The 14,259-nt window shown below is 66.8% G+C and carries 11 protein-coding genes; 5 read left to right on the top strand and 6 right to left on the bottom strand.

Going from position 1 to position 14,259, the window contains the following annotated elements; translation table 11 throughout:
• Nucleotides 1-13 precede the first annotated feature (13 nt).
• From NYR97_RS00175 to NYR97_RS00185, 3 genes are all read left to right on the top strand, one after another.
• Nucleotides 14-277, top strand: coding sequence for an exodeoxyribonuclease VII small subunit (locus NYR97_RS00175; RefSeq protein ID WP_316695901.1), 264 nt, complete (start codon nt 14-16; stop codon nt 275-277).
• A 1-nt stretch (nt 278) separates the two neighbouring features.
• A complete protein-coding gene (locus tag NYR97_RS00180) occupies nt 279-1,154 on the top strand; it encodes a polyprenyl synthetase family protein (RefSeq protein WP_316695902.1) in 876 nt (291 codons plus the stop codon).
• Between the two features lie 432 nt (nt 1,155-1,586).
• Nucleotides 1,587-2,684, top strand: coding sequence for a M35 family metalloendopeptidase (locus NYR97_RS00185; protein WP_316695903.1), 1,098 nt, complete (start codon nt 1,587-1,589; stop codon nt 2,682-2,684).
• 70 nt (nt 2,685-2,754) lie between these two features.
• On the opposite strand, the gene NYR97_RS00190 is transcribed toward NYR97_RS00185, so the two are convergent.
• Entirely contained in the window at nt 2,755-3,219 is a 465-nt protein-coding gene (locus NYR97_RS00190; RefSeq protein WP_170118405.1) for a DUF4870 domain-containing protein, read from the bottom strand.
• A 67-nt stretch (nt 3,220-3,286) separates the two neighbouring features.
• Nucleotides 3,287-4,654: a metalloprotease PmbA gene (gene pmbA / locus NYR97_RS00195; RefSeq protein ID WP_316695905.1), complete on the bottom strand. Its 1,368-nt coding sequence runs from the start codon at nt 4,652-4,654 to the stop codon at nt 3,287-3,289.
• Nucleotides 4,655-4,871: 217 nt separating this feature from the next.
• Between pmbA and yjgA the strand changes: the two genes are divergently transcribed.
• Nucleotides 4,872-5,453, top strand: coding sequence for a ribosome biogenesis factor YjgA (gene yjgA / locus NYR97_RS00200; protein ID WP_316695906.1), 582 nt, complete (start codon nt 4,872-4,874; stop codon nt 5,451-5,453).
• An 82-nt stretch (nt 5,454-5,535) separates the two neighbouring features.
• Here yjgA and tldD read toward each other — a convergent pair whose 3' ends face one another.
• Nucleotides 5,536-6,981 (bottom strand): metalloprotease TldD, encoded by a 1,446-nt coding sequence (gene tldD / locus NYR97_RS00205; protein WP_024940782.1) that lies wholly within the window; start codon nt 6,979-6,981, stop codon nt 5,536-5,538.
• A 99-nt stretch (nt 6,982-7,080) separates the two neighbouring features.
• Between tldD and NYR97_RS00210 the strand changes: the two genes are divergently transcribed.
• Complete coding sequence (locus NYR97_RS00210; protein WP_316695910.1) at nt 7,081-7,848, top strand: DUF6065 family protein; 768 nt, start codon at nt 7,081-7,083, stop codon at nt 7,846-7,848.
• Nucleotides 7,849-8,038: 190 nt separating this feature from the next.
• Here NYR97_RS00210 and NYR97_RS00215 read toward each other — a convergent pair whose 3' ends face one another.
• From NYR97_RS00215 to NYR97_RS00225, 3 genes are all read right to left on the bottom strand, one after another.
• The gene (locus NYR97_RS00215; protein ID WP_316695911.1) at nt 8,039-11,962 is read right to left on the bottom strand and encodes a YhdP family protein; all 3,924 of its coding nucleotides are present in this window, start codon (nt 11,960-11,962) and stop codon (nt 8,039-8,041) included.
• A gap of 169 nt (nt 11,963-12,131) precedes the next feature.
• Nucleotides 12,132-13,631 carry a ribonuclease G gene (rng, locus tag NYR97_RS00220; protein ID WP_006449951.1) on the bottom strand — a complete coding sequence of 500 codons (1,500 nt, stop codon included), beginning with the start codon at nt 13,629-13,631 and terminating at the stop codon, nt 12,132-12,134.
• The gene (locus NYR97_RS00225) at nt 13,631-14,203 is read right to left on the bottom strand and encodes a Maf-like protein (RefSeq protein WP_006449950.1); all 573 of its coding nucleotides are present in this window, start codon (nt 14,201-14,203) and stop codon (nt 13,631-13,633) included. The genes rng and NYR97_RS00225 overlap by 1 nt, the downstream gene beginning before the upstream one ends.
• Between the last annotated feature and the right edge of the window lie 56 nt (nt 14,204-14,259).

A 14,259-nucleotide genomic window follows, 5' to 3' on the forward strand; every position in this document is an offset into this window, starting at 1 on the left:
GCACACTTTAACGATGGTCAAAAAATCCTTGAACGAAACATCCCCGGTTGCCCGCTTCGAACAGTCGCTGGAAGAACTCGAGCAACTGGTGCAGAAGATGGAAGTCGGCGACCAGAGCCTGGAGCAATCGCTCATGGCCTATGAGCGTGGCATCGGCTTGTACCGCGATTGCCAGCAGGCACTGGAACACGCAGAACTGCGCGTCCGCATGCTGACCGACCCCGCCCGCCCCGATCTGGCCGAAACCTTCGAACCGCCGTCGCCGGACGGCGGCTGAGGTGAGTTCGGCGTTGTTCGATCACTGGATCGCCCGCACCGAACGCAGCCTGGAGGCGTGCCTGCCAAGCCCGGCACTTGCTCCGCAACGCCTGCACGCCGCCATGCGGCATGCGGTACTGGGCGGCGGCAAGCGCATGCGTCCGTTGCTGGTGTATGCGACCGGCGCGCTGTTCGGCGCCGACGAAGACAGCCTGGACACGCCTGCCGTGGCGGTGGAGCTGATCCATGCCTATTCGCTGGTGCACGACGACCTGCCGGCGATGGACGACGACGCGCTGCGCCGCGGCCAGCCCACCGTACATATCGCCTTCGATGAGGCCACGGCGATTCTGGCCGGCGATGCGCTGCAGACGCGCGCGTTCGAGTTGTTGGCTGCGGCATCGGTGAGTGCCGACCTGCGCGTCGGCTGGCTGCAGAGCCTGGCCAGCGCTGCAGGCGCTGCCGGCATGTGCGGAGGCCAGGCACTGGATATCGATGCCACCGGCCAGCTGCAATCGCTCAGCGAGCTCGAGCGCATGCACGCACTCAAGACCGGCGCACTGATCCGCGCGGCGGTGCGCATGGGCGCGTTGACCGGTGGCGCCGCGCATGCCGACCAGCAGCGTCTGGACAGTTTTGCCGATGCGCTGGGCCTGGCGTTCCAGGTGCGCGACGACATCCTGGACGTGGAATCGAGCTCGGCGCAGCTGGGCAAGACCGCCGGCAAGGACGCTGCGCAATCCAAATCCACCTATCCCGCCCTGCTCGGGATGGACGGCGCCAAGGCCAAGCTGGCAGAGCTGGCCACGCGCATGCACGACATCCTGCAGCCCTACGGCCAGCCAGGCGAAACGCTGGCGACACTAGGCCGGTTTGCGGTGGACCGCGCACACTAGCGCGACGCTCAGAACGACCACGCAGCCATACAAACGGCCCACGCGATCAAACGCAGACCTCGCTGCGTGGTCACTCCCCAGCGGCAGCGATGCATGCATCGATCCTGCAATCGCGCCTTCTTCTGCGCACACCGTGCGCCAGCGCACGGTGCAGTCGTGGATCGTCCTCGAATAACCGGGGTTCCGCGTCACAAAACGTAAATTCTCTTTACTTAGATTTTCACAAGGGAATTTATGCATCGCGCATTAAAACTGTGGATGGACGCACAACTTGAAGCCAAATTGTCGCCATCGCTGTCCATATTTTCCATTCCAGCGCCATCAGCAGGCCAAAAACAGCACTAATCGATTGTCTTGTCGTGCCCGCTCGCCGTGCCTAGGTTGGTCTGCCCGCGTTCAGCGGACATCCCCCGATCACATGGAGAGTTGCTGGTGAAGAATGTTTTTCTCGCATCGTTTGCAGCAGGCACGTTGGCCGTTGTTGGCGTGCTCGGATCGGCGCAGGCGCAGTCCGTGCGCGGCCCGGTTCCGTTGACCATCGAACTGGCGCCGGTCGCCGATCAGGCTGGGCGGCACCAAGGCAAGATCGCCGTTACCGTTACCAACAACGGCAGCCAGATCGCGCGCGTCCCGACCTATCAGCTGCCGCTGAAGTCACTGGATAACGGCATTCTGGACGTCAGCCGCGATGGTACGCCGGTGAACTATACCGGGCGCCTGGTCAAGCGCGGCCTGCCCAAGGCGGCCGACTTCACCATCCTCAAGCCCGGCCAGAGTGTGCAGGGCGAGGTCGATCTGGCGGGTGCCTACGATCTGTCGACCAGCGGCAATTACACCATCCAGGTCCGTTCGTCGCTGCAATACGCCTCACTGTCCGACGGCAGCCTGATGAAAGCGGCCAACGGCGAGCCCGCGGTGGCCACCAGCACCCCGCTCACCGTCTGGCTGGACGGTGTGCGGCGCGGCGTGCAGCGCCAGCTCGCAGTCGGCCCGACCGCCGTGGTCAACGGCATCAACTACCTCAACTGCAGCACCACCCGCACCAACCAGGCCGCCAGTGCCGTCACTGCCGCGCGTAATTACTCTCAGAACGCGCGCACCTACCTCAATGGCGGCAGCACCGGCGCGCGCTATACCACCTGGTTCGGCGCCTACAACGCCTCGCGCTATAGCCGGGTCAGCTCGAACTTCGTCAACATCGACAACGCGCTGGACCAGAACAACGGCCAGCTGACGATCAACTGCAGCTGCGAAGCGGATCTGGCGGACGCCTTCGCCTACGTCTATCCGAACCAGCCGTACGAGATCCATGTCTGCAACGCGTTCTGGAGTGCATCGACAACCGGTACCGACTCCAAGGCGGGCACGCTGGTGCACGAGACCAGCCACTTCACCGTGGTGGCCGGCACCCAGGACCGCGTCTATGGTCAGTCCGGCGCGCGTAGCCTGGCGATCAGCAACCCGGCCCAGGCGATCACCAATGCCGACAGCCACGAGTACTTCGCCGAAAACACCCCGGCGCAGAACTGATCCAGCCATCGCCTGAAACGCCAAGGGCCCGGCATCGCTGCCGGGTCTTTGTCTTTCGCATTGCGACCGGTTACTTGATCAGGCGCAGCGTGAACGGATACCGGTAATGCTCGCCGTTGTTGGCCTTGACCGCGGCCAGGATGCACAGCACCAGATTGGCGATCCATACCAGCGTCGGCACGAAGAACAGGATGCCGAACGACACGATGGTCAGGATCACCGCAGCCACATAGGCGATGATCACGGTGATCTGGAAGTTCAGCGCTTCCTTGGCCTGATCGGTGGCGAACGGCTTGGACGGGCTGGCGTCCTTGCTGATCAGCCAGATCACCAACGCGCCGATGAAGGACGTGAGGATGCCGAGCAGATGCGCGGCAAGCGCCAGGGTGCGCTCTTCCGACGGCGAGCTGGTGCCGATCGGCGGCGGCGGCGGTGCAGCGTGTGACTCGAAGTCGCTCATCATGTCTCCCCATGCATGGTTGTGGTGCGGCGGACTATAGCAACCCGTCAGCCAGCCACCAGTGCGGGAAGACATGGTCTCGTTCACGATGCTCCGCGGCAGTGGCCGGGAGCGGTGAGCACAGTCATCGCGACCGGCGCGCTCAGCTGTCGCCTGCCACCGTCATGCGGTTGAGCAGCACCGCACCGATCTTGACGTGCGAACGCGGATCCACATCGTTGCCCACCGCCTCGATGCCGGCGAACATCTCGCGCAGGTTGCCGGCGATGGTCAGGCCGTCGACCGGATAGGCGATCACGCCGTTCTCGATCCAGAACCCACCGGCGCCGCGCGAGTAATCGCCGGTCACCGGATTGACGCCGTTGCCCATCAGTTCGGTGACCAGCAGACCGTGCGACATGCCGGACATCATCGAGGCCAGATCGCCCGCATTCGCAGTGACCTGCAGGTTGTGCACGCCGCCGGCGTTGGCGGTGGTCTGCAGGCCCAGCTTGCGTGCCGAATAGCTGCCGAGCACATACCGCTGCAGCACGCCGTCGGTGATCAGCGCCGAACGCCGCGTCGCCACGCCCTCGCCATCGAAGGCGGCCGAGCGCAGCCCGCGGCGCAGATGCGGCAGCTCCTCGATGTTGAACCAGTCCGGGAACAACTTGGTGCCGACACTGTCGAGCAGGAAGCTGGCACGCCGATACAGCGCGCCGCCGGAAACCGCGCCGAGCAGATGGCCGACCAGCGAGCGCGCCACTTCCGGCGCAAACAGCACCGGCAGCTGGCCGGTGGGGAGCGAACGCGGTTGCAGCCGCGCCAGGGTGCGATCGGCAGCGTGGCGGCCGATCGCCTCGGGCGCTTCCAGGTCTTCGCGTGCCAGCGCACTGCTGTACCAGCCATCGCGCTGCATACCGTCGCCCTGCCCGGCGATCAGTGCGCAGCTGATCGAATGATGGGTGCCGCGTTCGCGCCCGATGAAGCCATGCGAGTTGGCGTACACCGACAGGCTGAGCCCGGTGCTGGCCGAGGCGCCATCGGAATTGCTGATCCGCGCATCGGCATCGCGCCCGGCGGTTTCGCAGGCCAGCGCCAGGTCCACCGCAGTGTCGGCGTTCAGCGCCCACGGGTGCCAGCTGTCCAGTTCGGGGAACTCGCGCGCCATCAGTTCCGGATCAGCCAGGCCGGCGGCCACGTCGTCTTCGGTATAGCGGGCGATCGCGCAGGCCTGGGCCACGGTGGATTCCAGGCTGGAATCCTGCAGATCGGCGGTGCTGGCGCTGCCCTTGCGCTTGCCGAAGTAGACGGTGACCGCAATGCCGCGGTCGCGGGTGGATTCCACCGTTTCCACATCGCCCAGCCGCACATTGACATCCAGGCCGCGCTCTTCGCTGCAGCTCACTTCGGCCTGGGTGGCGCCGGCCGCACGGGCGCGCTCGAGCAGGCGCTGCGAGATGTCGGTGAGCGCGTCCAGGCGCTGCAGGCTGTCGTCGTGGACACGTGTTTCGGAGGAGAGTGCGTTCAATGCTTTATCCTAGTCTCGTAGCGCGAATGACTTGATTGCGGGTCCTTCCGCAAGAGCCCGGCCATCCGTGGCCGGACTTGATGTATGGCGGATCCTTCCGCAAAAGCCCGGCCATCCATGGCCGGACTTGATGTATGGCGGATCCCTCCGCAAAAGCCCGGCCATCCATGGCCGGACCGTCTAATGATTAATAACTTCTTGTTTTGGATGGATTGCAATGCGCGGACGCGACGAAGACACCGGTGAATTTCGCGGCGCCAGCCGCAGCCAGCAACGGCGCGAGGCGCTGGAAATTTTCGACCTGGGCGAAAAGCTGGTGGCGCTCACCTCGGCGCAGCTGGCCAAGTTGCCGGTACCCGAATCGCTGATTCCGCATATCGAAGAGAGCAAGCGCATCACCTCGCATATCGCGCACAAGCGGCAGCTGGCGTTTCTGGCCAAGCACATGCGCCGCGAGGACGACACCACGCTGAACGCGCTGCGCGATGCGCTGGATGCCACCAGCGACACCGCGCGCCGCGAAGTGGCCGCGATTCACCGCGTCGAGCGTTGGCGCGAGCGGCTGCTGGCCGAGAGCGATGTGGCGCTGGCCGAATTGCTGGAAGCCTATCCGGCCGCCGACCGCCAGCAACTGCGTCAGCTGGTGCGCAACGCCATCAGCGAGCGGGCCAAGAACAAGCCGCCGCGCGCCTACCGCGAGCTGTTCCAGGTGCTGCGCGAGTTGTCTCAAGAGCCGGGATTGGAGATTGGGGATTCGGGATTGGAAGACGACGAATCGGCATCGGAAGGCGACGAATAGGGATCCGCCCGATTCATCCAGCCCAGCAACGGCCATCCCGGCCGTTGCGAATCCCGAATCCCGAATCCCGAATCCCCGCATCTCAGGCCTGCGTTCCGCCAACGGTGATGCCGTCGATCAGCAACGACGGCTGGCCGACGCCGACCGGCACGCTCTGCCCGTCCTTGCCGCACACGCCCACGCCTTCGTCCAGCGCCAGGTCGTTGCCGATCATGCGCACCTTCTGCATGGTCTCCGGGCCGTTGCCGATCAGCGTGGCGCCCTTGACCGGCGCGGTGACCTTGCCGTCTTCGATCAGATAGGCCTCGGTGGCCGAGAACACGTACTTGCCGCTGGTGATGTCGACCTGGCCGCCGCCGAAGTTGACCGCGTAGATGCCCTTCTTGACCGAGCGGATCATTTCCTGCGGATCGTGCTGGCCGGCGCGCATGTAGGTGTTGGTCATGCGCGGCATGGTCAGGTGCGCGAACGATTCACGCCGGCCGTTGCCGGTCGGCGCCACGCCCATCAGGCGCGCGTTGTGGGTGTCCTGCATGTAGCCGACCAGCACGCCGTCTTCGATCAGCGTGGTGCACTGGGTGGATGTGCCCTCGTCGTCGATATTGAGCGAGCCGCGGCGGCCATCCAGGGTGCCGTCATCGACGATGGTCACGCCCGGCGAGGCCACGCGCTCGCCGATGCGGCCGGCGTAGACGCTGGTGCCCTTGCGGTTGAAATCGCCTTCCAGGCCGTGCCCCACCGCCTCGTGCAGCAGCACGCCGGGCCAGCCCGGGCCGAGCACCACCGGCATCACGCCAGCCGGTGCCGGAATCGCATCCAGATTGACCAGCGCCTGACGCAGCGCCTCGCGGGCGAAGCCTTCCGGGCGGCCATCGGCGAACAGTTCGGCATAGCCGTAACGGCCACCGCCGCCGGAGTAACCGGACTCGCGCCGCCCGCCCTGCTCGACGATCACCTGCACGTTCAGGCGCACCAGCGGGCGCACGTCGGCGGCGAGCACGCCGTCGCTGCGCGCGATCAGCACCGTGTCCACACCGCCGGACAGGCTCACCATCACCTGCTTGACGCGCGGATCGGCGGCGCGCACGTACTGGTCGATCCGGCGCAGCAGATCGACCTTGGTCGCGCTGTCCATGTCGTCGATCGGGTCGGTGGCCGGGTACAGCGCACGGCCGTTGCCGCGCACCAGCGAGCGGGTGGATTGCGCACCGCCCTCGCGCGAGATCGCGCGCGCGGACTGCGCCGCCTCCAGCAAGGCGTCGCGCTGGATGTCATCGGAATAGGCGAAGCCGGTCTTCTCGCCGGCAATCGCGCGCACCCCCACGCCTTGTTCGATGGAATGCGCACCGTCCTTGACGATGCCGTCTTCCACGCTCCAGCTCTCGCGTCGCGAATGCTGGAAGTACAGGTCGCCGAAGTCGATGCCCGGGCCCAGCAGGGCGCCGAAGGTGCGGTCGAGATGGCCGGTGTCCAGGCCGGAAGGAAGCAGCAGCCGGGTTTCGGCCAGAGTGAGAGCGTTATCGGTCATGCAGTCAGGATGGGGCCCGCGCGCCGGGGAGACAAGTCGTTCGGCTGAACGTGCGGCGCAGCTATCATCGCAGGCCCGCTGCCCTGCCGACGCCCGCGCATGAAGCTCACTGCCCACGTCCTGGATGGCCATACGCTGGACATCCGCCCCGCCCCACACGAGCGCGACTGGATGGACGCCACCGACCAGCGCTATGCCTACCGCTGCCTGCCGCTGGCGATCGCCAATGCGCATGGCTGGGAGCTGCTGTGCCAGGCCGGTTTCGCAGCCAGCTGGAACGGCGGCGATGGCCTGGACGCCATCCAGATCGTTGCCGATGCCGGCAGCGCATCGCCGGCGATCAGCCACTTCGGCTACGGCGTGCTGACCTTCCACGTGCCCTGCCTGTTCCGCACCGAAGAAGGCATCGATCTGTTCGTCACCGGGCCGTTGAACCGGCCCAAGGACGGTATCGGTGCGTTGAGCGGCATGGTCGAAACCGACTGGAGCCCGTACACCTTCACCATGAACTGGCGATTCACCCGGCCCGGGCGGGTGCGCTTCGACGCCGGCGAGCCGTTCTGCCATCTGTTTCCGCTGCCGCGCCGGCTGATCGAGCAGGTGCAACCGCAGTGGCAGCCGCTGTCCGAGGCGCCGGAACTGGCGCGGCAGCATGCGGACTGGACCCACAGCCGCACGCGGTTTCTGGATGAATTGCCGGATGCGCAATCGGCCGCCGCACGCGAGAAATGGCAGCGCGGCTATTTCCGTGGCGTGGCGGGCGCAGATCAACCGCCGAGGCCGGGCCATCGTTCGCGGCTCCGCCTGCCGATGTTCACCCGTACTGCCAGCGAAGACGAGGCGGATAACGGGACGCCAGCAGACTGAGCACGTCAGCGTATGGGCGCAGCTCGCCATGTGCAGAGCTGGCTGGATGCCCGGCGGGCGCTTCAACGCCTCAGCGCGACGGTGTGCGGTGTGCGGTGTGCGGTGTGCGGTGTGCGGACTGAATGGAAGCATTGCGCTCGGCGGGCTAGGCGCATTCGACTGACCCGCGCGCGCCGCACATTTGGGCGCCTCAGCGCGGCGCTGCACCAGGCTTGCTGGAACTGGTACCTGGCGCACTCGAAGAACTCGGCTTGCTCGGCACACGCTCGCGCGCTTCGCGTTCCACCACGTCCACCTGCGGCTCCTTCCACGGGCCGGTGACGTGATAGGTCTTGGCACCGATCGCGCCCAGCGGCTTGCTCAATACCGCATTGGCGGCCGCGCCCACCGCCGCGCCGACCGGGCCACCGGCCACGGCGCCGACCACGGCCAGCAGGTTGCCGGCCTTGGGATTGACGTCCACGGTCTGGTCGAAGGTCTGCGCACGCAGGTCGGTCAGCCCACGGATACTGATGTCGGCGGCCGGGCCTTCGATGCGGATGGCGTCGGTGCGCGCGAAACCATCGCCGAAGCGCACCTCGCCGGCCAGCTTGTTGAACGCCAGCCCCTTGGAGAAGAAGTCGCGGAAGTCGAACATCAACCGGCGCGGCAACTGCGCCACGCTGAGCAGGCCGAGCACGCGGCCGGCGCCGGGATCCACCTCCAGCAATTGGCCGTTGCGTACGTCGATCTTGAGATCGCCGTCCAGCGAACCGAGCGCAAAGCCGGTCGGCGAGCCCTGCCAGCCGGCGTTGAGTTCCAGCTGGCCTTCGCCGCCGCGCAACTGGCCGCCCAGGGTGAGGTTTTGCAGCAGATTGCCGAGATTGCGGCTGTCCACGCGCGCCGATAGCCGGGTGCTGGCGGATTCGCCCTTGCCGCGCCAGGCGCCGGTCAGACCAATGCTCTGGTCGTTGGAGCGCAGTTGCAGCTGATCGACCTGCATGCCGTCGCTGAGCCGGCTGCTGCGCAGGATGGCGGCGCCCAGGGTCATCTTGCCGACCTGCAAGTCATCGATATCCAGCGACAACGGCGGAATCGACACCGGGTCGAACTCGGCCACCGCGCGGCGCGCCGGCTCGGGCAGGGCGCCGGCCAGCGGGTCGCCCGGCTCGGGCGCGGCCGGTTCGGCCGCCACCACCACCGGCTGCCAGTGCACGGTGCGCAGCTTGCCCTGCACGGCGGCGCCGTCGGCATTGGGCACCGTGAGCTGGCCGGCCAGCGACGGGCCGTCCAGCGTCACCGCCACCGCGTCGCGGGTCGGGCGCAGCCGCAGCCGGGTCTGCGGGAACACGCCGCCGATCATCAGCAGTCTGTCTGCCTGCACGTCCACCTGCTGCAGCGGCACCGTGCTTTTTTTGGTCTCCGGCTGGCCCGGCAGCGGCGGCATCTCCGGCTCGCTGCTGCCGCGCGCCAGGCTGATCCAGTCGATCGCATCCAGCGAGGCGGTGCGGCCGGTGACGATCAACCCGTTGGCCGGTGGGCGCTCGCTGACCGTGTCGGTGCCCATCACCACGCGCACGCCGGTCTGGTTGCCCTGGCTGCTTGCCTTGAGCGCCACCAGCTTGCCGAACGCCACATCGATATCGCCATCGCCGACCGGCAAGGCCACCTTGACCTGGGTGTCCAACGGCTGGGTGGCCGCCTTGTCCAGCGGCGCAGGCAGATCCAGGGTGGTGCCGACCAGGTCCGAGCGCAGGCTCAACATCGCCTTCGCATCGGTCTGGCCCGGCGGCGGCAATGGCACATCCACGCCCACCTGCCAGGGCGCACTGCCGTGCACGTACGGGCGCAGCCATTCCATCTGCGGCGCGCGGTCGAACAATTCCTTGGCATCCAGGGTGGCGGCAAAGCGCGCTTCGAACGCCTGCTTCGGGTCCTGCACGAAGCCGCCGGCACGCAGGGACAACGCGCCGCTGCGGCCCTGGTGCTGCACGCTCAACTGCTCGGCGGCAAAACCGGTGTCGCGGTAGTCGGCCTGGCCGCTGACCTGGTCGAAGGCCAGATTCCAGCGCGCATCGGCCAGCCTGGCACCCTGCAGCGCGACCGTGCCCTGCAGGTGCCCGCCCACGCCCTTGCTGCGTAGCGGACGCAGCAGATCGAAGCTCACCGTTGCCGGGCCGGACACCGTGAGATTGCGCAAGGTGTCGCCGTAGCGACGCTCCAACGGACTTTTGCGCAGCATGCTCAGCAGCTGCGCAGCGTCGGCCTGGGTGGAGGCACGCACGTAAAGCTCGGAGGTGGCGAAATTGGGAATGCCGGCCTCAAGCCGGGTGATTGGCGCGCCGGCCAGCTCGCCACTTCCCTGCAGCGAGAAGCCGTTGCCGAGGAAGCTCAGATCGGCCTGCACCTGCTCCATCGCCGGCCAGTCGGGATTGAAGGGGATCACGCCGTCGCGAATGTGGCCAAACGCTTCGAAGCGCCCGTCATTGCCTTCGAACGGCCAGTCGTCCAGATCGCCACTGACCAGGCCGGTGCCGCCGGTGATCACGCCGCCGGCCACCGCCTTGTCCAGCCAGTCGATGGCGGGCTTGCTCATCTTCGAGCGGATCCAGAATTTGCGCGCCACCGGCAAGGCGACATCGTCCAGTTGCGTGGCCAGCTGGATGCGCGGGCGGCTGCCATCGTTCTGGAACCACAGCCCGCCGCGCACATTGGCGCCGTAATCCTTGGCCTGCACCCGCAAGGCCGGCGTGGCGACCTGCCAGCCGGCGCCGTCGCGCCAGCCGACGAGCTTGCCGGCCAGCTGGATCTCATGCACCACCCCGAAGCCGGTCGGCCAGTCGAAACGCACCGTGGCATCGGGCGCGGTGTCCAGCTCGACCGCCTGCGCATCGCCATCGATAAGGCCGCGCAAACCGCTGATGCCTGGCGCGTTGCCCACCGGTAGAAACGCCAATTCGTCGATCCGGCCCTGCGCGCGCAGTGCACCGCCCTGCTCGCCTGCAACCTGCAGGTCGGTCACACGCAGCTGCGGTTTGGACAAACTCAACCAGCGCCGCAAGGTGGGCGACAGGTGGTCGCTCAATGCCGCCGCTGCGATCAGACCGGAGACATCCACATGGTTGCCGACCACCGCGTAACGGCGCCCGCCAGCGATGCTCAGCCCATCCAACTGCTGCAATTTGGCCGCCTGCCCCAGCCGCAGCAGCGGCGCATCCATCCGCCAGCCGCCTTCGATGGTCTGCCAGCGCGCGCGTGCCTGCAGCCGCTCCCACACCAGCGTGCGGCGTGCGGTTTCATCCGGCAGTGCGGCACCGGACAAGCGCACCTGTTGAAGATCGGCATCCACGGTGACACCGGTGATGCGGCGCGCACGCAGTTGTGCCCACGCCTGCAGCCGTCCGCCGCCGCCATCCACGCGCATGCCGCCGACGTGCAGCAACGAGGCCCACGCGGCCAGATCTGCGGGGTCGGCCTGCGCGTAGGCGCTGCCGTCGCCGCTGTTGCGATCGAATTCCAGCACGGTGGTCAACGGCGCGCGCTGCACATCGATCCAGGCATGGCTGCCTACTTTCACTGTCGAACCGCTGACACGCAGACGCAGATCGATGCGCGGCAACGTGGTGTCCAGGCCGATCGAGGGCGCGGTCACATGCAAACGCGCCTCGGCCACCTGAATTTCGCCGAGGCGACGCAACGCTTCCAAGGGGTCGGCACGCCGCGCGGCCGGCAAGCCCTGCACCGACCACACGCCGTCATCGCTACGCTGCAGCGTCAGCGCCAGACCACGCAGGCGGACTTCGGTCAGCGAATGGCCGGGCAACAGGCCGGCGTACATCGCCAGCAGGATTTCGGCCTGGCCCACGCGCACATCGCCATGCGGGCCGATCCGCAACCCATCCAGCCGCAACAGCGGCCCGCGTCGGGTCCACTCGGTCTGCAGGCGATCGAAGGCAATGGGCTGGCCGGCGCGCTGACTCAGCCACGCGGCGATCTGCTGCGGCCGCTGCTCGGCAAGCGGCAACGCCTGGCTGGCCGCACCCACCAGCAATGCGATCGCCACCAGCACGAGTGCGGTGGCGGTGATCGCATAGCGGCGAAACAGACGCAGACGGCGGCGCAGCGGGGTAGGCATTAACGGCGGGGAATGGTGAATAGGGAATAGGGAATCGCAGGAGCACAAACCGCGCCGCGCACACGATCATCCATCCGCGCGCGCCGCCATTCTAAAGATGTCACCGGCACCCCGCAGAGCGCCTTTCGCTCCACCCCCATTCCCGATTCCCGACTCTCCATTCCCCGCCTCACAGCAGCACCACATCGAACTGCTCCTGCAGATACTGGTCGTCGGACTGGAAGCGGATGCTCTTGCCGAGGAATTCCTCCAGCTCGGCCACGGCCGCCGACTCTTCGTCGGTGATACGCGCCACCACTTTGGACGAGGCGATCACCAGCAGCCGCGCGGCGTCGAACTGGCGTACCGCGCGGGTGATCTCGCGGAAGATCTCGTAGGTCACCGTCTCGGCGGTCTTGATGGTGCCGCGCCCGCTGCACTGGCCGCAGGTTTCCGACAGCTGCCGCTCCAGGCTTTCGACGGTGCGCTTGCGGGTCATCTCCACCAGGCCCAGCGGCGAGAATTCGTACACGGTGGTCTTGGCGTGATCGCGTGCCAGCGCCTTTTCCAGCGTGCGCAGTACCTGACGGCGATGCTCGGCATCGTCCATGTCGATGAAGTCGATGATGATGATCCCGCCCAGGTTGCGCAGCCGCAGCTGCCGCGCCACCGCCTGCGCGGCCTCCAGGTTGGTGCGGAACACGGTTTCTTCGAGATTGCGCTGGCCGACGAACGAACCGGTGTTGACGTCGATGGTGGTCATCGCCTCGGTCTGGTCGATCACCAGGTAGCCGCCGGACTTGAGCGGCACCTGCTTGTTCAGCGCGCGCCCGATCTCGTCCTCGACCCCGTACAGGTCGAAGATCGGCCGGTCGCCGGTGTACAGCTCCAGGCGCTCGGCCAGCACCGGCATGTACTTGGCCACGAACGCCTGCAGCTGCACGAAGGTCTCGTTGGAGTCGACCTTGACCTTTTCCACGTCGCGGCGGATCAGGTCGCGCACCGCACGCAGCGGCAGGCTCAGGTCTTCATAGATGATGCTGCACGGCGGCGCTTCGCGGCCGCGCCGCTCCACAACGTTCCAGACCCGCGACAGATAGGCGATGTCCTCGGCCAGCGCCTCGGCCGGCTGGCCTTCGGCATTGGTACGGATGATGTAGCCGAAGCCGCCGTGCTGGGCCGAGACCTCGCTGACGATGGTCTTCAAACGCAGCCGCTCGGCCTCGTCTTCGATGCGCGCCGACACCCCGACGATCTTGGATTGCGGCAGCAGCACCAGATAGCGCGAGGGAATGCTGATCTGGGTGGTCAGCCGCGCGCCCTTGGTGCCGATCGGGTCCTTGACCACCTGCACCACGATGTCCTGACCGTCGCGCAACAGCTCCACGATCGGCACCGAGGCCGCCGGCGGTGGCGGAATCGGGGTTTCTTCGGTATCGACCACACTGGCCGGTGCCGGCGCCGGGCGGATCACGTCGTTGGCGTGCAGGAACGCGGCGCGCTCCAGACCCAGTTCGACGAACGCCGCCTGCATGCCGGGCATCACCCGCTGCACCTTGCCCTTGTAGATATTGCCGACCACGCCCCGGCGCCAACCGCGCTCGATATGCAGTTCCTGCAGCATGCCGTTCTCGATCACCGCCACGCGGGTCTCGCGCGGGGTGACGTTGACCAAAATCTCTTCCGACATCAATGCGCTCCGAAGGCTGTGAGCAACTGCGAGGTGTGAAATAAGGGCAATCCCATCACGCCGGAATAGCTCCCGGACAGATGGCTGATAAAACGTTCGGCGCGTCCCTGGATCGCGTACGCACCGGCCTTGCCCATCGGCTCGCCGCAGGCCGCATAGGCAGCGATCTGCGCAGCATCGAGCGTGTCGAAAGTGACCTCCGATACCACCAACGCCTGTGCCGGGGCGCGTTGTGCGCAGACTAGAACCACCGCCGTGAGCACCTGGTGGGTGCGCCCTGACAGCAAGCTCAACATCGCGATCGCATCGGCCACATCGACCGGCTTGCCGAACACCCGCTCGCCCAACACCACCTCGGTATCGGAGCCCAGCACGATCGCATCGGGGTCGCTGGCCTGCACCTGCGCCAGCCCGGCGCGCGCCTTGTCCAGCGCAACGCGTTGCACGTAGTGCGCGGGCGATTCGTCGGGAGCGCGCAGCTCGGGCACGTCCAGTTGCAAGGTCTGGAACGGCACATCCAGGCGTTGCAGGAGTTCTTGTCGGCGCGGCGATCGGGAGGCGAGATAAAGCATCCTTCCAGCATACCTGTTGCCCATGCTCGCCCGCTTGCTTGCATGGCACACAGTGG

The organism is Xanthomonas hydrangeae (genome assembly GCF_032697525.1).
Classification (GTDB): Bacteria; Pseudomonadota; Gammaproteobacteria; order Xanthomonadales; family Xanthomonadaceae; genus Xanthomonas; species Xanthomonas hydrangeae.

Coding starts and splice junctions, on each gene's coding strand:
- NYR97_RS00175 (WP_316695901.1), top strand. CDS start 14: ATGGTCAAAAAATCCTTGAACGAAACATCCCCGGTTGCCCGCTTCGAA.
- NYR97_RS00190 (WP_170118405.1), bottom strand. CDS start 3,219: ATGTCTTCCCGCACTGGTGGCTGGCTGACGGGTTGCTATAGTCCGCCG.
- yjgA (WP_316695906.1), top strand. CDS start 4,872: ATGCGCGGACGCGACGAAGACACCGGTGAATTTCGCGGCGCCAGCCGC.
- tldD (WP_024940782.1), bottom strand. CDS start 6,981: ATGACCGATAACGCTCTCACTCTGGCCGAAACCCGGCTGCTGCTTCCT.
- NYR97_RS00210 (WP_316695910.1), top strand. CDS start 7,081: ATGAAGCTCACTGCCCACGTCCTGGATGGCCATACGCTGGACATCCGC.
- NYR97_RS00215 (WP_316695911.1), bottom strand. CDS start 11,962: ATGCCTACCCCGCTGCGCCGCCGTCTGCGTCTGTTTCGCCGCTATGCG.
- rng (WP_006449951.1), bottom strand. CDS start 13,631: ATGTCGGAAGAGATTTTGGTCAACGTCACCCCGCGCGAGACCCGCGTG.
- NYR97_RS00225 (WP_006449950.1), bottom strand. CDS start 14,203: ATGCTTTATCTCGCCTCCCGATCGCCGCGCCGACAAGAACTCCTGCAA.